Here is a 19,334-nt window from a genome sequence, read left to right as displayed (position 1 = left end):
ATAAATTAATTACTATCAAAATCGCACATCTGCACATCATGCCCTCTTTGTTTTTTTGCATAAAACGGGTATAATAAAACCGTTGGGTATTTTAAGAGAATTTAGGGCATAGGCAGATGATAACAAAAACAAACTTTCGGCACGTATTAAAGAAACTAAGGTTTATTCAATCGGATGTAATATTTTCAAAGCATTTTGAACAACATAATTGTGATATTCAAGTCGATTTTTCCAAAGAAATCATCATCTATCCTCCTGAAATAGACACCGGTGCAAATACAACGACAAATTTCAGCCAAAATGAGAATTTTGTCGTGCTTGAATGTGTATGCCGTCTGCTTGAAAAAGGGTATAAACCTTGCGATATGGAGCTTGAACCGCTTTGGAAGCTCGGACATTCGGGCAAAAGCGGAAGGGCGGATATCTGGGTTAGGACAATAGATCAGAATGGAGAAAAAAAATCTCTTTTAATTATTGAATGTAAAACGCAAGGGGACGAATTTAATCATGCGTGGGAAACTACTTTAAAAGATGGTGCTCAGCTTTTCAGTTACTTTCAGCAAGAGCGGGCAACAAGTTTTCTCTGTCTTTATACAAGCGGTTTTGCAGACGGTAAAATACAAACCGAATATCATCTGATAAAGGTAAAAGATAATGAAAAACTTTTAGAAACTTTGGAAAATCCCAAAAGCTATGCAAAGGCCGGAAACAACAAAGAGCTTTTTGATGTATGGAAAGAAACATATAAAAAAGACTTTTCTTCCGTAGGGCTTTTTGAAGATTATATGCAAGCGTACAACATAGGTAAAAAGAATTATACCGTTCGAGATTTAAAAGAAATTGATTACGCTTCAATGCAGAAAAAATATCACGAATTTGCAAAAATTTTACGGCAGCATAATGTATCGGGCAGAGAAAATGCTTTTGACAAATTAGTCAATTTATTTTTAGCAAAGGTAGTTGATGAAAAAGAAAATTCCAAACAACTCGCTTTTCATTGGAAAGGCGCTGCCTATGATGATTATTTTAGCTTACAAGACCGCCTGCAAAAATTATATAAGATAGGTATGGAGCAGTTTTTATCGGAAGATGTTATCTACATTGACAATGATGACATATACAATGCGTTTTATCTTTTTAAAAATGATCCCGATGCTACCCGCGATACCGTTTTAAAATATTTTAAGCAATTAAAGTTTTTTACAAACAGCGACTTTTCTTTTATCGAAGTACATAATGAAAACCTCTTCCGCCAAAATGCGGTTATTCTATTAAAAGTAGTGCAAATGCTTGAAAATATTAAATTAAAAACGGAGGAGCAAAATCAGTTTTTAGGCGATTTATTTGAAGGTTTTTTAAATCAGGGAGTAAAGCAAAGTGAAGGACAGTTTTTTACTCCTCAGCCGCTTGTGCGCTTTATCGTTTCGTCTCTGCCCTTACAAACGATGATAAGCGGAACGGAACAAGCGCCCCGTGTTATTGATTATGCCTGCGGAGCGGGGCATTTTTTAAATGAATATGCACAGCAGATTAAAAGTTTTGTCGAAAAGAAACATTTAAAGAAATATTATTCGGCAATTACCGGTATCGAAAAAGAATACCGTCTTTCTAAGGTTTCTAAAGTTGCTGCGTTTATGTACGGGCAGGATGATATAAATATTATCTATGCCGATGCTCTTTCACGTATAACCGGCAAAAAGAGCGTCAAAGATAACAGTTATTCCATTTTAGTTTCTAATCCGCCGTACAGCGTAAAAGGATTTTTAGAAACCTTAAACGCTGCCGATAAAAAACGCTTTCGTTTAACGGAATTCGTAAACGATACGGTTAAAAATAATGCCATAGAAACGTTTTTCATAGAACGTGCGGCACAGCTTTTGTGTGATGAAGGCATTGCAGCTCTTATTCTTCCCTCTAGTATTTTAAGTAACGGCGGTATGTATATTAAATGCCGTGAAATTATTTTGTGTACGTTTGATATTATCGCTATTGCGGAATTCGGTTCGGGAACATTCGGTCAAACAGGTACAAATACGGTAACACTTTTTTTGCGTAAAAAGAAAACACATCCGGTACTTGATGACCATTATAAAAACCGCATACACAGCTGGTTTCATAATGATACACGTAAAGATATTGTCTTTGAAGATTATCATCTATTTGAATCCTATTGTACGCATATAGGCGTAAAGCCGGAAGATTATAAGGCTCTTTTTACCTATACCGCTGATTGGAAAAAAGCATTAGATTCTTATGAAATATTTAAGGAGTATATTACAGAATTTTCAAATGATACCAAAGCAAAAGCTATTCAAAAAAAGAAGATAAGCGGTAAATATACAAAAGAAATGCAAAGCGATGAACTTGAACGGCATATTTATTATTCGGTTTGCGAAATTGAACAGGAAAAGCTTTTGTTTTTTTGTTTGGCTATGACGAACGGGCAAGAGGTGGTGGTGATACGATCGCCTGCCGCAACGAAAGAAATGAAAGCTTTCTTAGGTTACGAATGGAGCGGTGCAAAGGGCAATGAGGGGATAAAATATCTCGGCGTTACTAATGAAAGAGAAGATGACGAGCTTGCACATAATAAGGGCATACAGCATATTAGAACACCGCTTTTTAATCCTGCCGATTTTGAAGACACCGCAAAACTGAATACGCTTATCCATACCGCTTTTGAAAAAAAGCCTGTAATAATCCCGGATAATCTAAAAGAATTTGCTTCGCTCATCCCTTTACACTTTATGCTTGATTTTAACCGAGTAAAGTTTGATAAAGCTCTTAAACTCACCGCAGATAAAAAAATTGAAATAAAGAGTAGATATCCGCTGGTAAAGTTGGGAGAGATAGCGGAAGTAATAAAAGGGCAATCTATCACAGCTGCGCAAACAAAAACAGGAAACATTAAAGTAGTTGCAGGCGGTATTGACTTTGCCTATTTTCATAATGAAGCAAATAGAAAAGCTAATACAATAACTATTAGTGCAAGTGGTGCAAATGCCGGATTTGTTAATATATGGCGAGAACCGATTTTCGCCTCAGATTGTACGACTGTAAGAGGAAAAGATGACGTACATACATTTTTTCTATATAATTTTTTAATATCCATTCAAGATCAAATTTTCAGTTTACAAAAAGGTACAAGTCAACCTCATGTTTACCCTAGTGATATAAAATTATTGCAAGTTCCGGATATTGATATATCTATCCAACAACAAATTGTTGCGGAGTGTGAAAAAGTCGATGAAGAGTACAGTACTGCTCAATATGCTATTGAAGAAAATAAACGGAATATTGAAAAACTAATGAGCGAAGTAAAAGGGGAGATAGCGCGGTTAAAAATAATCGCCCCATATACAACCAAAAGGATACAATTCTCAGCAATCAATTTAGAAGATTATATTAGTACAGATAATATACTACAAAATTGTGACGGTATTTGTGTGTACAATGGTGAACCTAATATAGATAGCGTAATTGAATATACAGAAAATGATATTTTAGTTTCTAATATTCGGCCATATCTTAAAAAAATTTGGTTTTCGAACAAAAAAGGAGGATGCTCCCCAGATGTACTGGTTTTCCGCCCAATTTCAGGAATAAATGCACGTTATATATATTATGCTATGAAGCAGAACACATTTTTTGAATATATTATGAAAAATGTACGAGGAGTAAAAATGCCCAGAGGAGATAAAAATCATATTTTAAATTTTTCAATCCCTGTGCCTTCTCTTGAGGAGCAGCAGTGCATTGTACAAGAAATAGAAGCTTATGAAGCCGATATTGCTGCTGCAAAATCGGTACTGTCCGCTTGTGCTGATAAGAAAAAAAAGATATTGGAGAAGTGGTTGTGAGGGGGGGGGGCTGATATAACTATGAAAAGAAGGAGAAGTCGATACCATGATATATATTAGTAAGTTGCATATTGAAAATTATAAATGTTTTGAAACTCTTACTATTGAGTTTCAAAAAAATGTAAATATTATTGTCGGAAATAATGAAGCCGGTAAATCTACAATTTTAGAGGCAATAAATCTTTGTTTGTCAGGCTTATTACATGGCAGGTATTTAAAAAATGAATTGACAGAACATCTCTTTAATTATAATGCTGTTAATAAATATTTACAGGCATTCAAAACAGGTACACCTATAGAACCTCCGCATATATTATTAGAAGTCTATCTTGATAAAGATGAAAAAGATAATGCTGATTTTAGCAAATTAAAAGGAACTGGTCATTCCGAAGGTGGCGAAAAAGTCGGTGTAAAATTGAAGATTGCATTTGATAAAAAATTTCAAGCTGAATATGAAACATTAATAAAAGAAGGTATTTCAAACTTACCTATCGAATACTATGAAATAGCTTGGTCGGGTTTTAACCGAGATACTATTACAGCTCGTTCTATCCCTCTGAAACCGAATATGATAAATTCTTCTAGTGCTAAGTACCGCAATGGTTCTGATTTCTATATTTCACGGATAATTACAGAACAGTTAGAAGAAAATGAAAAAATAGCAATAACACAGGCTTATAGAAAATTAAAAAATGAATTCAAAGATAAAGAAGCATTGCGGTCAATAAATACAAAAATAAATAGTATGGCAAAGATATCAGATAAAGAGATAGCTATATCTGTAAACACGGCAGACATCAATGCTTGGGAAAATATTCTTACAACTTATTTTAATGAGATACCTTTTCATCAAATCGGACAAGGGGAACAGTGTATTGTAAAAACAAATTTAGCCTTAGCAAATGTCCGCAATGATATTTCTAACCTTCTTTTACTTGAAGAACCTGAAAACCATCTATCACATATAAATCTGAATGTATTATTAAAAAATATTGCAGAAAAGCATTTTAAAAAACAACTTATAATTACAACTCACAGTAGCTTTGTTGCAAATAAATTGGGATTGAAAAATCTTTTATTTATTCATGATAAAAAGATACTTAAATTTGAAGAATTGACTGATGAAACACAAAGCTATTTTTCAAGATTGCCCGGTTATAATACACTTCGGTTATTATTAGCTCAGAAATGTATTTTAATGGAAGGTCCATCAGATGAGTTAATTGTGCAAAAATGTTTTTTTGATAAATATGAAAGGCTACCTATAGAATCTGGAATTGATGTCATATCGGTCGGATTGTCTGCTCCAAGATTTTTGGAATTAGCAGAAAAATTAAATATAAAAGTTGCTGTTGTAACTGATAATGATGGTGATTATCAAAAAAACATAGCTGAGAGATATAAGAAATATGAAAATTGCTCCACTATTAAAATTTTTTCAAATCGCGATAATAATCAAAATACTCTGGAACCTAGTTTTATTCAATGTAACTTAGAAAATGAACAGAAATTAGGCAAATTATTTCCAAATATAACGATACAAGATTTATCCGAATATTTACAAAAAAATAAAACTTATTGGGCGTTGAAAGTTTTTGAATCTAATGAAAATTTCTGTTATCCTGATTATATCAATGAATGTATTGAATGGATATGTCATGAGTAAAAATATTGCTTATATAGCTGCTGCAGGTTCCGGTAAGACGACAAAGCTGGTAGAAACAGCATTGGAAAAAGCAAAAACAGAACGGGTTTTGTTATTAACCTATACAACTGCTAATGAAGAGGAAATAAAAAAGAAATTTTATCAAAGAAATGCGTGCATTCCTAAGAATGTAACGGTACAAACATGGTTCACATTTCTTATACAGCATGGAGTAAAACCGTATCAAGATTGCCTTTCTCCTGTATTTAGGGATATTGATATTAATGGTTTGATTCTTGTAAATTCTATGTCTGCAAAATATGTAAGTGAAAAAATGGCGTTGCAACATTATTTAACAGATTCGCAAAAGATATATTCTGATAAACTTTCTAAATTTGTTGTTAAATGCAACGAAGCTGCTCATGGAAACGTAATTAATAGAATAACAGAACTTTTCCCCAATATTTACATTGATGAATTACAAGACTTAGCCGGATATGATTTAGACATAATCGAGCTATTATTTAACTCAAAGTCAAACATTATCCTTGCTGGAGATCCAAGGCAGGCAATTTATTTAACTCATCATGAGAAAAAAAATGCAAAGTATCAATTTGATAAAATTATTAATTTTCTCAATGACCATAGAGATATTGTAAAGATTGATGAGACAACATTAAATGTTTCGTTTCGGTGCAATAAAGAAATATGTGGATATGCTTCTAAACTAAATAAAGCTCTCCCAAAAACTATATCAAGATGTGATGAGAAAAATACAAAGCAAGGTGTATTTCTGATAAAAATATCTGATATTGATAAATACTTAAAAGATTTTAATGCCGTACAACTAAGATATAACCGTAAAGTTACTTGCAATGATAACTATCCAGTCTATAATTTTGGTGATTCTAAAGGACTTACATTCGATAATGTTTTGATTTATCCAACGAAAGATATGATTCAGTGGATAGAAGACCATTCATGTTCATTAAAAGCAACAACTCGTTCGCGTTTCTATGTTGCACTAACACGAGCAAGACATAATGTATGTATACTATGGGAAAAGAAGGATTGTAAAGAACAAGATATTAAATTTTGGAATGCATAAAACTAATTATTAACAAAGATGAAACAGGCATTTCAATAGATGATAACTTTCCTGTTTCCGAAGCAGCGCGTAAAAAGCAGCAGAGAGCATTTAAGAGAGTCATTCAACTGGATAAAAAAATAAAAATCGTTATCGATGGCAACAGTCAAAACATCGAACAAGGAACAGACAAAAAAGGTAAGTTCTACAAACTGTATTACACCGAAGAAAACTAACCTTTCACCTCTTTCTATATTCATTCGGAAGCATACCTGTGTACTTTTCAAAGCAGGCGGAAAAATATCCGGTGCTGCGGTAGCCGAGGCTTTGGGCGATGTTTGCAACATACATATTAGTATTTAAAAGCAGGGAGCTGGCCTTTTCCATCTTTTTATTAACAAGATAATCGGTAAGCGGAAAACCGGTAACGGCTTTAAAAACATATTTAAATTTTGAAGGGCTCATATACGACATTTTTGCAAGCGTTTCAAGCGGAAGTTTTTTGTGTAAGTTTTTATTTATGAACTCAATCGTTTGCATAATAGCTGCATGGTCGGCTGAAAAAACGGAGTGTTCCGCTTTTTGTATGTTTTCGGTTCTTCGTAAAAGAAGGGCGGAGATTTCGTCAACTTTGCTTTTGAAAAAAAGTTTTGCACTCGCTTCGGTTCCCGAGAATTTCCGTATCTGATTCAATATAAAAGAAATTTCAGGAATATAGTTTTCTTTCGGCAAGAGAGAAATTTTTGTACAAAAATTTTCTTCCGTAATGCCGAAGGTATTTTTTAAATATGCACCGTAATATTCGGGGTTTAATTGAAGCCCGATAATACATGCAGGAGTTTCCTTTTTTATAACATACTGAACCGTTTTAACCTTAGTGTAATACTGAATGTATTGCATTCCGGTATACACCCTCCCTGCAGGATATTTTTTGTCGGAAGCAATAGAATCATATTGTTGAAGATAAATACCTTCATCCGATGGTACCGTATATTTAAAATCCTCATAGTAAAGATGATCTGCAATACAAATGTGTGCATAAGAGCCTACATCATAAATAGCCGAATATCCTCTTCCTATTTCGGAAGAAAATGCATAGGTTTTAAAATGCGGATACGGATTATCTTTTTTTACGATATCCGAATTGGTATGATTTAAAAAAGCGTAATAACTTTTTTGCATAATTTAATACTCCAATTATTAGTATACAATAAAAATAAATTTTAAGCTATAGCTTATATTTTGCGTATTTTATATTTACCTCAGAATTCTCCAAGACATACACATTGTTCTACTTCTCCCCACTTTACATAAGCCCATAAAAGTGCTAGGCTATTCATCTTAAACTACAACATTTTTACAGGAGATATTATGGATTATCTTAAAAGATTTCAAAAATACATTTCGATGGACACTAAGTCCAACGAAGAAAATGAATGTTGTCCCAGTACTCCCGGGCAGCTTGAGCTGGGTAAATACCTTGTAAAAGAATTGACCGATATGGGCTTAAAGGCCGAGCAGGATAAGCACGGTTATGTTTATTCGGCCATTCCTGCAAACACCGATAAAAAGGTTCCCGCAATCGGTTTTATAGCCCACATGGACACGGCTCCCGATTTGGACGGTAAGTGCGTAAATCCGAAAGTTTTTATGTACAAGGGCGGGGATATTAAACTCAACGATGAGTACACCATGACCGTCAAAGATTTTCCCTTCTTAAAAGAGCTTGAAGGTCAGGAGATTATTACAACCGATGGAACGACCCTTTTGGGTGCAGACGATAAGGCCGGTATTACAATCATCATGGGCGCTATAGAATATCTTTTGGCTCATCCCGAAATTAAACACGGCGAAATAAAAATCGGTTTTACTCCCGATGAAGAAATCGGAAGAGGTGCCGATCTTTTTGATGTAAAAAAATTCGGAGCAGATTTTGCCTATACCGTAGACGGCGGCCCCTTGGGTGAACTCGAATACGAAAACTTTAATGCCGCAAGCGTTAAGATAGAAATTCAAGGAAAGAATGTGCACCCGGGTTCTGCAAAAAATATGATGGTTAATTCTCTTTCTGCGGCAAGAGAATTGGAAAACATGCTTCCCGAAGAACAAAAGCCGGAATACACTGAAGGCTATGAGGGCTTTATTCATTTAACCTCGATTGAAGGAAGCGTTGATTTTACAAAGATGTCTTACATTATCCGCGATCACTTTATGGAAAGCTTCCTTCACAAAAAAGAACTTATGAGGGCTGCGGTCGATTTTTTAAATAAAAAATACGGCAACATAATCAAGATGGAAATAAAAGATTCCTATTACAACATGAAAGAAAAAATCGAGCCGCACATGGAAATAATTGAACTTGCAAAAAAATCTATGACTGATGTCGGTATTGAACCACATATAGTTCCGGTCAGGGGAGGAACTGACGGAGCCCGCCTTTCTTTTATGGGGCTTCCCTGTCCGAACCTTTTTGCAGGCGGTTATAATTTTCACGGCCGCTTCGAGCTCATCCCCACAAAATCAATCGAAAAGGGAATTGAACTTGTAGTAAAAATTGCAGAGAACAACGCCAAGTAGTTCTTTTGTTTAAAAGTTTTAACGGAATGTTTAGCGTGGCAGGAGAAAAAAACTCTTTTGATTTTTCCTGCCTCGTTAAACTCAAAGGTCTAATGTCTAATCCTGTTTCTTATCCTTGTCGAAGATATTTCCAAAATAATAGCCGTTCCTAAAATAAGATAGGATATAAAGCCGACTTCACTCATATTAAAGTTTAAGGAGCCTGCCATAAAAAGCTCGTAACCTATTCCGCCGGCCCCTGCCGCAGCTCCTACGGCAACAGCATTTCCGAAGTTAATTTCAAATCTAAAAAAGCTCCACGAGATTAGATTGTTTATCGAAGCGGGGAGAACTGCCTGACTTATAATTTCGATGTAGCTTGCCCCGCAGGCTTTTAAGGCTTCAATCGTTTTTTTGTCTATGCCGTCAAAGCTTTCCGAAAAGCCCTTTACGAGATAGGCTGTGCTGTGAAAGCTCATACCGAGGACGGCAGCCTCTGCTCCTATGTTTGCAACTACCGAAAATATTAAAACCCAAATAATTGTCGGCACTGAGCGGATAAAGGACATTGCCGTTCTTATGATTTTTACAAGATACTTGTTTGAAAGATTTTCCGAAGCGGCGATTCCTAAAAAGAGAGCAAGCACCACTCCGAACACGGTAGTTAAAAGGGCAAGGCTTAAACTTACCAAAAGAGAAAAAAATATTTCCGCATAAGAATATTTTTGCGAGAGCTTTGGGCAAAAAAATAAATCCTTTGAATATTCCGTAAATTGTAAAAAAGCTTTTTGAATTCCGTAGTCGGGCTTTTCCATTTGAAATAAACTTATAATTGTAAGGCCGGATAAAAAAACAAGAACAAATAAAATTAATACTCTTTGCTTTGAGAATCTTCTTATTTTTATTTTTTTAATTTTGTTTGCTTGCTCAATCATAAAAGAATCCGCCTTATTTTGTTTGAAAGAATATCGATGAGTAAAACTATGATTACAAGGCATAAAATAATTAAGCCCGCACTATTATAACGGAAACTTTTAAAATAAAGATTAAATAAAAAACCAATTCCCGTTCCGGTTAGAATTCCTATGAGGGCCGAGTCCCTTACATTTGTTTCGACCGTGTATAAGAGCCACGAAACAAGGCCGGGTGCTATGCTTGGGAATACGGCATTAAACAGAGCCGGAAAATACGGAACGCCTGCAGCCCGTAAAGCCGTAAAAGATTCTTCGCTTGTTTCTTCTATCATTTCCTTAAAAACCCTTACCAGATGACCCAAGGTAATTATAAAGAGGGCTAAAAAACCGGTAAAATTATTTTGTTTAAACGAAAATAATAAAAGCATTGCCCATGCTACCAGCGGAATGTTTCTTAAAAACGATGCTGTCATGGTAAGGATTATTTTAAAGGGCTTATTTATTCCTGTGGTTTGAGAGCCGAGGAGGGCTAAGATAAGGGCAAAAAAAGCCGCTGCGGTAGTTGCCGAGGCCGCTATCACACAGGTTTCGCCTAAGGTTTTTATTATAATCGGGATATGTTTTAAACTTTCATTGTCGGGTATAAAGTTTTTTATAAGCCATGCTATTGCAAGGGGGAATTTAAAAATTGCTTTAAGGTCTTTAAAGCCGGTTATATTTGATGCAAAATAATATATTAAAATAAGACTTAAAAGAATAATAATTGCCTTTAGTTTTTTCTTCGCAAAAAAGATTTGTCTTTTTTCCCAAGAGTATGAAGTTTCTTTTTTATGATAATGTCTTTTCTTTTTGTTGTCCTCAGAGTAAATTTTTAAATCGAACTTCATAGAATTTTTTCTCCGCTGTCCATAGAAACGCTTGTAAAAATTTCTTTGTGCAAGACTTCATCGTTTAAGGAATCGGGTTTTCCGTCAAAAACTATTTTCCCGTTATTGAGAGCGATGATTCTGTCGGCATATTTTTTTGCAGCTTCCATTTGATGTAAACTTATAAGGCAGGCGATGTTTTTATTTACTGCGAATTCTTTGATATAATTTAAAACCGTTTCTGCCGACTGCGGGTCAAGGGAGGCTATAGGCTCATCGCATAATAAAAGCTTCGGGTTTTGCATTAAGGCTCTTGCAATGCCTATTCTTTGTTTTTGACCGCCGCTTAATTCGCTGCATCTTTGAAAGGCAAATTCTTCCATGCCTACGGTTTGTAAAAGAGCAAAAGCTTTTTCTTTTTCTTCTTCGGTATAAAGGCCTAGTGCCCCGCGGTAAGAAGGGATTGAGCCGAGGCAGCCGTGCAAAACATTTTCAACTGCATTAAGACGCTCGACCAGATTATAATTTTGAAAAATCATTCCTATCTTTGAGCGGTATTGTCTTAATTTTTTTCCTTTAAGCTTGTTTATTTTTTCTCCTAAAAAAATAACTTCTCCTTCATCCGGCTCAACCAAGCGGTTTATACATCTAAGCATTGTAGATTTTCCGGCTCCCGATAGGCCTATTATTGCAAGGATTTCTCCTTCTTCTATTTTAAAAGAAATGCTTTGTAAGGCCCTTCGTCCCGAAGGATAAGTTTTTGAAATATTTTTAAGTTCAAGAATCACAAGGCTTCCCTCCAAAAAATTAAAGACTCTTCCTAAAGTTTTTAGAAAGAGTCTCAGGTTAGCAAATATAAAAAAGATTAGCACATTGTGGCATACATAACAGCCTTGATTGTATGCATGCGGTTTTCGGCTTCATCAAAAACAACGGATTTATGAGATTCAAAAACTTCGTTTGTAACTTCCATTTCGGGAAGACCGAACTTTTTGTGAATCTCCTGACCCTTAGTTGTCTTTAGGTCATGGAAGGAGGGGAGGCAGTGCAAGAAGATTGCATCCTTGTCTGCATTGTCCATAGCGGCCTTGTTTACCTGATAGGGCTTTAAGAGTTTAATGCGTTCTTCCCATACGCTGTCGGGTTCTCCCATAGATACCCAAATGTCGGTATAAAGAACATGAGCACCCTTTGTGCCTTCGTTTACATTTTCGGTAAGGGTTACGCTTCCGCCTGTTTGGGCAGCAATTTTCTTTGCTTCGGCTACCAAGTCTTCAGTGGGGAAGAGGTGCTTGGGCGAACATGCTGTAAAGTGCATTCCCATTTTTACGCAGGCTATCATGAGGGAGTTTGCTACATTGTTTCGGGCATCTCCCATGTATGTAAATTTAAGTCCCTTCAAATAGCCGAAGTTTTCTTCGATTGTAAGAAGGTCTGCAAGCATTTGAGTCGGGTGGAAAAGGTCGGTTAATCCGTTCCATACGGGAACACCGGAATATTCGGCCAATGTTTCTACAAGCTCTTGGCTAAAGCCTCGGTACTCGATACCGTCATACATTCTGCCTAAAACACGGGCTGTGTCTTCGATAGATTCTTTATGTCCCATCTGTGAAGAATTGGGATCAAGGTAGGTAACGCCCATTCCAAGGTCATAACCTGCAACTTCAAAAGAGCATCGTGTTCTTGTAGAGGTTTTTTCAAAAAGAAGAACGATGTTTTTTCCTTCTAGGTATCTGTGAGGAATTCCGGCCCTTTTCATGTCTTTAAAATTTTTTGAAAGGTCAAGTAAATAGCGGATTTCGTCTGTAGTAAAATCCAACAATTTTAGAAAGCTTCTTCCGCGCAAGTTTTTTGCGCTCTTTCCGCGAATTTCTTTAAGCATAGTTTTAACTCCTTAAGATGCTATTGATGAATGGGAACAATATATCAGCTTTTGTAAAAATAATCCAGTACCTTTGTGAGTACCCTGTGCCGGGGGGGTGAGTTGAAGGCTAAAAGAGCTCTATAGCTTTCAACTCAAGTTTCTTTTAATTCCCGATTAGAAATTACCAAATTAACAATCGCCCATTCAATTAAGGTGTCTCGTCTATTTTGCCGGCGGCTACGCCTGAGCCGGTGAGCAGTTCTTTTATGCCTGTGCCCGTTTTAACCTTAAAGCGGCCGTTTGTACCGTAAAAGGCATCGGAGCCGATTGCCGTAAGGGGCGGGCTGCTGCACAAATAAAAGTCAAAGCATTCTACCTTATTGCAGTTCCAAAACGCTCCTTCGCCCAAAGAGGCAAGGCTTGCAGGAAACTGCACTGTTCCCGTTATTTTGCAGCCTTCAAAAGCAAAATTGCCGATTGTAAGCGGCTTTGTGCATTCGGAAAAATCGAGGGCGCTTAGTTTAAAGCAGCCAGAAAAAGCGGATGCACCTATTTCTGCAAGATCGGGGGGAAATTTGAGATTTCCTTCAAGGTTTTTGCAGCCGGCAAAAGCACCGTATCCGATATGGGTAAGGTTTTTGCCCAAGACCAGCTTCCTCATACCTTCGCAATCCTTAAAAGCATACATGCCGATTTTGGTAAGGCTTTCGGGAAGATGCACCTCCGTTATGCCGGTACACTCGAAAAAAGCACGTTTGTCAATTTCGGTAATGCTTCCAGGTACATTCAAGATGCCTGAGGGTTTTTCGCCCGTATAACCTTTAAGTACGGTGCCTTCGATTTTTAATTTTTCAAGCGGTATAGAGTTAGACTCAGGTGTAGGCGTAGGCTTAGACTCAGGCTTTTGAGGACAGCCGGTAAATAATGATGCAGCAAGTAGTATCAATGCTGCCCAAAGAGTGAAGAGTTTTACTCTTCTTTTTTCGTTTGACTTTTTCATATCAAACCTCCTTAGAATTATGTTTATTTAATTTAACCGTCAAGCGCGCAAAAGACGCCGAGAATTTGAAAGAGTCTTCGTAAGATATCCTTTTATAATCCTTTGCGGTTTGATTAAACGGTGTGAGAAGATTATGCTGTGTGTGTGATTTATTTAAAGAGTGTCGAGTGTCGAGTGTCGAGTGTCGAGTGTCGAGTGTCGAGTGTCGAGTGTCGAGTGTCGAGTAATTATGCTGGCACTCTCGTCTTTGTCAAGTAGTTTGACTGTTTTTTGTAAACTTTTTTGAGGAATTTTATCTTTTGCACTGTATTTATGCTTTATTTTCATGTCTACATTATATAACGCTTTTTGCGGAATAACAAGGTTTTAACAAAATAATTTTGTTTAATTTAACCTCCGAAAAGGTTAAATTAAACAAGTAAAATTCTTTTATTCTCCTATCCTTCTCCAATGCCAGCCGAATACGGAGTGGGCATTTGTTACAACCATAAAGGCTTCCGGATCTTTTGCGGCAAGATAGCTTTTTAACTTTACAAAGTCCCTGCGGCTCATGACGGTTTGAATGACGGATCGTTCGGCTCTTGTGTAAGCCCCCGTTGCCTTATATACGTTTGCAGAACGGCCGAGCTCCACCATAAAGCGGCAAAGTTCATCGGGCTTATCCGTATTTATAACGCAGTATTTACTCATGTTAAGGCCGTCGATTGTGGAGTCGATTACGAGCCCGTTTATGATTACACCCACCAACGAAAATAGAGCAATTTCCGGGCCGTAAGCAAAGCCTGCAAAAACTGTAATGGTAAAGTCCGTAATTAAGCAGCCCTTTCCCAAGTCAAGGCCGAAATATTTTTGCAGAATCATTGCAAAGATATCGCTTCCTCCGGTTGATGCATATTGATTTAAAACTATGCCTACGCCTCCCCCGTAAAGGATGACGGCAATTACCAGCTGTAAGAATTTGTCGTTTACAATCGGTCCCTGCAATGGAACAAAGATTTCCAAAAGCCATACAGCTCCTGAAAGCCCAAGGCTTGCACAAACCGTTTTAAGACCGAATTTGTTTCCGATGATTAAAAAGCCGAGAGCAAACAGAAAAATGTTTACTACAACAAGTAAGGCTCCTGTGGAAAGCGGAAGGTATTTTGATAATACCAAGGCCATTCCGGTAGCCCCGCCCAAGGATAATTTTGAAGGCAGCAAGAAAAAATGAATACCTGATGCTATCATCAAAACTCCGCAAACAATGTAAAAAAAACTTAATAATTTTCCTTTCATTTTTTTTCCTTATAAAAAATAGAATTTATTGACTTAGAATCTTTTAAAACTAAAGAGATTTATTTACTTGTCATGTTTACAATATCGCTGTGTGTTGCCGCCGTTTCAGCATCTGCAAGAAGCATCTTCATTCTTTCAACATACATTTTTGAAGGCTCATCATCGGGAGAGACTTCCAAACACTTGTTAAAAAGATTAAGGGCTTTTTGATATTCTCTTTGGCGGTAAAAATCTATTGCGTTTTCAAATATGCCCACGAGTTGTACCATTTCCGCAGGGGCTTCGGATCTGACTGCCATAACATTGTAAAGCTGAACAGGGGTATTGATACCCACAACCCTTACGCGGTCGAGGCGGCGGCCAAGGAAGGCATCATTTGTTTCGCTCCATGTAGATTCGGAAGCTAAAATCCATGTGCCGTATTTTTTGTTTACGCCTTCAAGACGGGCTGCAAGGTTTACGTCATTTCCCATAATTGTGTAGTTCATTTTTTTTTCGGTGCCCATGTTTCCGACAACCATTTCACCGGTATTTATTCCTATGCGTGTAAAGATGGGCATGGGAATGTCGCCTGCATCATAAAGCTGTTTATTGAGTTCGGCTTCAGCCTGTTTCATTCTGATGGCCGCAAGACATGCCCTGTAAGCATGGTCGGGCAAATCCGTCGGTGCTCCAAAAAAAGAAACGATAGCGTCTCCTATGTATTTATCTATTGTTCCTTTTTCTTGTAGAATTAAATCGCTCATTTGTGTGAGGTAAACGTTTAAAACCGAAACCAAGTGTTCGGGCGTAATTTTTTCCGAAAGGGTAGAAAAAGATTTTATATCGGTAAACAGAGCCGTAATTCTTTTTTGTTCTCCTCCGAGAGTGAGCTTGTCGGGATCGGCAATAATTTCATTTACAACATCGTCCGAAAGATAAACACCGAAGGCCTTTCTTAAAAAGCCCTTTTCTTTTTCGCTGAAAATAAAGTTTAGTAAAAGGATAACTATAAAGCTTATGACCACCGTTATAACCGGAAGAAATAGCTGTAAGTATATTTTTCCGAATACGAATAAAAGAATTCCTATAGAAAGAGTTAAGCTCAATAAAACGATTCCAAGAAAAACCTTTATAAATCCTCTTTCTATCTTTTTCATCATAAAGGCTGTAAATATTGCTATTACAAAGGCAAGTATTATTGAAACCCATTTTGGAAGAGGTCTTATAAAGTCCTCATTCATAATAGTGTTATAAATATTGGCATGGGTACCTACATTGGGATAAGATTTCCAAAAAGGGTTTACACCTAAATCGGAGGTTCCTACGCCGCTGTATCCTATTATCGCAAAGGCGTTCTTGCAAAAGCCGTTTATATAGTTAATGTGTTCCGAATAGTTTTTATATTCTTCTTTTGCATTTTTAAAAAGTTCGGTAACATAGGTATCTATATCGTCATATTGGTTTGAGCCGCTCTGTTCTTTTATTTTTTCAAACAAGCTGTGTATTTCTTTATCGAAGTTCCCGCTTAAAAATTTGCTGTAATTATCAAAAAAGGAATTACGGGCTGCAAAGTATTCTTTAAAGTCCTGCTTGTTCTTATTCAGAAGCTCTTTTTTCCATTGGTCAAGCCTTGAGTATTCACTTTCTAAAGAACTAACCGCATTGTGATAAGAAAGGTAGCCTTCTGCAGTTCTTATTTGTAGATCTTTTATGGCTTCTAAAATGGAAATTAAATTCTTTTCCATTATGTCGGCGTAGGTGAGGGCATAAACCGATAAGCTTTTAAAGCTTCCGTTTTCGGGATTTTCCGTGTCGGCAAAGCGTTTTTTTAGCCAGTTTATTAAAAGGTTTCCTTCTTCATCCAGAGGAATTATAAGGTCCTTTCTTTTTTCCAAATCGGACGGGTTCTTGGCATTTTTTAAAATCAGTTTCCTTCCCGACCGGATAATTTTTTCGGGTTCAAGGATGTGAAGAATGGGAGTAAAGACCAGCTGGCCTATGTACCTTCCTTCGTATTCGGTTAAAAGAGAAATGCGGCGGCGTACCCCGTCCTCATCTATAACCACATTCGGAAAACCTGCTCCTCTTGCGTACTGTAGTATGGGCATAATCGCCGGAGCCATTCCGTATTCTTCATTTGCGGCTTTGCGGTTTGCTAAGGTTTCCTTTTTAAAAAGACCTGTTTTATCTTCTACATTGGTAAACAAAAAATTATTATAGGCAAAGTCTTTTAGTTCCTTTGTTTCGCCGCCTATGTTTATATTTACTGCGTTTATAGTTAAAAAAGCATTTTCAAAAAAGCCTACCGCTTCTCCCATGTAGGCATCATTGTCACGGAACACATTTTGTTTAATTGAATCGGAAAGTTCATCAATCCGTGATTTAAAATACTCGGACATATCCTGTCCTATTGTTTTTACCTCCGAAAGCGGAATGTTTTTGCCGGCAACTGCATCCGAAAACTCTTTTATATATTCTCCGAATTCCTGCCTCACGGCTGCATATTCTTTGGGCAGATCATGTTCTACATAGGCATTATTTGCACCCGCCCTTCCTGCAGACAAGTACTCAATATCGAAAACCGCCGCCTTACCGCCTGATTCTTTTAAGCGGATTAACACATCGGCTAAGACATCCCTTGACCATGGCCAAGAGCCGACTTGTTCTATCGAAAAGTCATCGACGTTTAAAAGAAGAATTTCGCTTTTTTCTTTGATTTCGGGTTTAAGTTTTAGCATGGCATCGTAGACTTGGTTTTCTATATTTCTTCCCAATTTAATAAAACTAAAGGCGGTAAAAATTAAAAATACGGCTATTGCTATTATAAAATTAAGATTTTTTTGTAAAAATCCTACAAATGCAGATTTATTTTTTTCTTTTTCGACCATAAATTTCTCCAGAGCTGTTTATCATATTTCCTTTGTTTACATAAAACCGCAAGTTCAATTATAATCTAAAAATTATTAAAAAACAAGCCTTTATATCGATAGACTTTTCTTATATTTTAGGGTATTATACCAAGTAAGATTACTTCACATTTTTAAGGAGATATATAATGAAGATATTGGTTATCAACTGCGGAAGCTCTTCTTTAAAGTATCAGCTCATTGATATGACTAATGAAGATGTTTTGGTAAAAGGCCTTGTCGAAAGAATCGGTATTGAAGGTTCACGCATTAAGCATGAAAAAAAAGGAATGGATGCCGTTTTAATTGAAGAAAAAATGAATGACCACAAAAAAGCCATTCAGCTTGTTTTGGAAGCCCTCATCGATAAAAATCACGGTGTTGTAAAATCCATGGATGAGATTACGGCTGTAGGTCACAGGGTAGTTCACGGCGGAGAAGAATTCAATAAGTCCGTTCTTTTGGACGACAGGGTAATGGCCGGTATCAAAGAATGTATCGACCTTGCTCCCTTACACAACCCCGCAAATATTATGGGAATCGAGGCTTGTAAGGCTCTTATGCCGAAAACTCCGATGGTTGCGGTTTTTGATACGGCCTTCCATCAAACAATGCCGGCAGAAAACTATATCTATGCTCTTCCCTACGAGTATTATGAAAAATATAAGATACGCCGCTACGGTTTCCACGGAACATCGCACCGCTTTGTTTCTGAAAAAGCCTCCGAAACCCTCAAAAATAATTCGGCCGATTTTAAGGTTATTACCTGCCACTTAGGAAACGGTTCCAGCTTGGCCGCTATCAAGGGCGGAAAATGTGTAGATACCTCGATGGGACTTACCCCCCTTGAAGGTTTAGTTATGGGAACCCGCTCAGGAGACCTAGACCCTGCAATTCTTCCCTTTATTATGAATAAGGAAAAACTTTCCGCAGATGATATGAGCAATGTTTTAAACAAAAAATCCGGCGTTTTGGGTATTTCCGGTGTAAGCAGCGACTTCCGTGATATTGAAACCGCTGCAAAAGAAGGAAATAAGAGGGCTCAGCTTGCCTTGGATGTATTCTGCAACAGAGTTAGAAAGTACATAGCTTCTTATGCAGCCCAGCTCGGCGGAGTGGATGCTCTGGTATTTACAGCCGGTATAGGGGAAAACTCTATCGAGCTTAGAGAAAAAATCTGTCATGGTTTGGAATTCCTCGGTGTTGAACTCGATTCCGAGAAAAACAAGGTAAGGGGAAAACTTACCGATGCAAGCAAGGCCTCATCAAAGGTCAAGGTTCTTATTATTCCGACTAATGAAGAGCTTATGATTGCTAAGGATACGATGGCATTGGTAAAATAAAGCTTAAGCAAAAATAGACTATAGGGCTTATCCTGT

14 protein-coding genes are annotated in these 19,334 nt (G+C 37.0%); 6 read left to right on the top strand and 8 right to left on the bottom strand.

Going from position 1 to position 19,334, the window contains the following annotated elements; genetic code table 11:
* Positions 1–116: 116 nt before the first annotated feature.
* The 4 genes from HO345_RS08715 to HO345_RS08700 are packed head-to-tail and all read left to right on the top strand — an operon-like array spanning position 117 to position 6,828.
* Positions 117–3,860, top strand: coding sequence for an N-6 DNA methylase (locus tag HO345_RS08715; protein WP_253682553.1), 3,744 nt, complete (start codon positions 117–119; stop codon positions 3,858–3,860).
* Positions 3,861–3,906: 46 nt separating this feature from the next.
* Positions 3,907–5,526 carry an ATP-dependent nuclease gene (locus HO345_RS08710; protein WP_253682552.1) on the top strand — a complete coding sequence of 540 codons (1,620 nt, stop codon included), beginning with the start codon at positions 3,907–3,909 and terminating at the stop codon, positions 5,524–5,526.
* Positions 5,519–6,613, top strand: a complete 1,095-nt coding sequence (locus tag HO345_RS08705; protein WP_253682551.1) for a UvrD-helicase domain-containing protein — start codon at positions 5,519–5,521, stop codon at positions 6,611–6,613. The genes HO345_RS08710 and HO345_RS08705 overlap by 8 nt, the downstream gene beginning before the upstream one ends.
* Positions 6,601–6,828 carry a hypothetical protein gene (locus HO345_RS08700; RefSeq protein ID WP_253682550.1) on the top strand — a complete coding sequence of 76 codons (228 nt, stop codon included), beginning with the start codon at positions 6,601–6,603 and terminating at the stop codon, positions 6,826–6,828. Before HO345_RS08705 ends, HO345_RS08700 begins: the two co-directional genes overlap by 13 nt.
* Positions 6,829–6,832: 4 nt before the next feature.
* Here the strand turns inward: HO345_RS08700 and HO345_RS08695 are convergent, their stop codons facing one another.
* Entirely contained in the window at positions 6,833–7,774 is a 942-nt protein-coding gene (locus tag HO345_RS08695; protein ID WP_253682549.1) for a helix-turn-helix domain-containing protein, read from the bottom strand.
* Positions 7,775–7,963: 189 nt separating this feature from the next.
* Here HO345_RS08695 and pepT point away from each other — a divergent pair, with 189 nt between their 5' ends.
* Positions 7,964–9,169, top strand: coding sequence for a peptidase T (pepT, locus tag HO345_RS08690; protein ID WP_253682548.1), 1,206 nt, complete (start codon positions 7,964–7,966; stop codon positions 9,167–9,169).
* 89 nt (positions 9,170–9,258) lie between these two features.
* Here the strand turns inward: pepT and HO345_RS08685 are convergent, their stop codons facing one another.
* The 7 genes from HO345_RS08685 to HO345_RS08655 form a co-directional block, all read right to left on the bottom strand.
* Positions 9,259–10,083 (bottom strand): PhnE/PtxC family ABC transporter permease, encoded by an 825-nt coding sequence (locus HO345_RS08685; protein ID WP_253682547.1) that lies wholly within the window; start codon positions 10,081–10,083, stop codon positions 9,259–9,261.
* Positions 10,080–10,949, bottom strand: a complete 870-nt coding sequence (locus HO345_RS08680; RefSeq protein ID WP_253682546.1) for an ABC transporter permease subunit — start codon at positions 10,947–10,949, stop codon at positions 10,080–10,082. Before HO345_RS08680 ends, HO345_RS08685 begins: the two co-directional genes overlap by 4 nt.
* On the bottom strand, positions 10,946–11,716 hold the full coding sequence (phnC, locus tag HO345_RS08675) for a phosphonate ABC transporter ATP-binding protein (RefSeq protein WP_253682545.1): 771 nt from the start codon (positions 11,714–11,716) through the stop codon (positions 10,946–10,948). Before phnC ends, HO345_RS08680 begins: the two co-directional genes overlap by 4 nt.
* A 77-nt stretch (positions 11,717–11,793) precedes the next feature.
* Positions 11,794–12,810: an ornithine carbamoyltransferase gene (argF, locus tag HO345_RS08670; RefSeq protein ID WP_002677353.1), complete on the bottom strand. Its 1,017-nt coding sequence runs from the start codon at positions 12,808–12,810 to the stop codon at positions 11,794–11,796.
* A 190-nt stretch (positions 12,811–13,000) separates the two neighbouring features.
* Positions 13,001–13,792: a leucine-rich repeat domain-containing protein gene (locus tag HO345_RS08665; RefSeq protein WP_253682544.1), complete on the bottom strand. Its 792-nt coding sequence runs from the start codon at positions 13,790–13,792 to the stop codon at positions 13,001–13,003.
* A gap of 429 nt (positions 13,793–14,221) precedes the next feature.
* Positions 14,222–15,067, bottom strand: coding sequence for a YitT family protein (locus HO345_RS08660; protein WP_253682543.1), 846 nt, complete (start codon positions 15,065–15,067; stop codon positions 14,222–14,224).
* A 59-nt stretch (positions 15,068–15,126) separates the two neighbouring features.
* On the bottom strand, positions 15,127–17,937 hold the full coding sequence (locus tag HO345_RS08655) for a CHASE2 domain-containing protein (RefSeq protein ID WP_253682542.1): 2,811 nt from the start codon (positions 17,935–17,937) through the stop codon (positions 15,127–15,129).
* Positions 17,938–18,104: 167 nt separating this feature from the next.
* Here HO345_RS08655 and HO345_RS08650 point away from each other — a divergent pair, with 167 nt between their 5' ends.
* A complete protein-coding gene (locus HO345_RS08650; RefSeq protein ID WP_010692319.1) occupies positions 18,105–19,298 on the top strand; it encodes an acetate/propionate family kinase in 1,194 nt (397 codons plus the stop codon).
* Positions 19,299–19,334 lie beyond the last annotated feature (36 nt).

Source organism: Treponema denticola (assembly GCF_024181645.1).
Taxonomy (GTDB): domain Bacteria; phylum Spirochaetota; class Spirochaetia; order Treponematales; family Treponemataceae; genus Treponema_B; species Treponema_B denticola_A.
The sequence above is the reverse complement of the archived record's forward strand: the minus strand, read 5'-3'. Positions and strand labels throughout refer to the sequence as shown.

Bases quoted from the DNA above. Each gene is read 5' to 3' on its own strand.
- HO345_RS08715 (WP_253682553.1), top strand. From the start codon at position 117: ATGATAACAAAAACAAACTTTCGGCACGTATTAAAGAAACTAAGGTTT.
- HO345_RS08710 (WP_253682552.1), top strand. From the start codon at position 3,907: ATGATATATATTAGTAAGTTGCATATTGAAAATTATAAATGTTTTGAA.
- HO345_RS08705 (WP_253682551.1), top strand. From the start codon at position 5,519: ATGAGTAAAAATATTGCTTATATAGCTGCTGCAGGTTCCGGTAAGACG.
- HO345_RS08695 (WP_253682549.1), bottom strand. From the start codon at position 7,774: ATGCAAAAAAGTTATTACGCTTTTTTAAATCATACCAATTCGGATATC.
- pepT (WP_253682548.1), top strand. From the start codon at position 7,964: ATGGATTATCTTAAAAGATTTCAAAAATACATTTCGATGGACACTAAG.
- HO345_RS08685 (WP_253682547.1), bottom strand. From the start codon at position 10,083: ATGATTGAGCAAGCAAACAAAATTAAAAAAATAAAAATAAGAAGATTC.
- HO345_RS08680 (WP_253682546.1), bottom strand. From the start codon at position 10,949: ATGAAGTTCGATTTAAAAATTTACTCTGAGGACAACAAAAAGAAAAGA.
- argF (WP_002677353.1), bottom strand. From the start codon at position 12,810: ATGCTTAAAGAAATTCGCGGAAAGAGCGCAAAAAACTTGCGCGGAAGA.
- HO345_RS08665 (WP_253682544.1), bottom strand. From the start codon at position 13,792: ATGAAAAAGTCAAACGAAAAAAGAAGAGTAAAACTCTTCACTCTTTGG.
- HO345_RS08660 (WP_253682543.1), bottom strand. From the start codon at position 15,067: ATGAAAGGAAAATTATTAAGTTTTTTTTACATTGTTTGCGGAGTTTTG.
- HO345_RS08655 (WP_253682542.1), bottom strand. From the start codon at position 17,937: ATGGTCGAAAAAGAAAAAAATAAATCTGCATTTGTAGGATTTTTACAA.
- HO345_RS08650 (WP_010692319.1), top strand. From the start codon at position 18,105: ATGAAGATATTGGTTATCAACTGCGGAAGCTCTTCTTTAAAGTATCAG.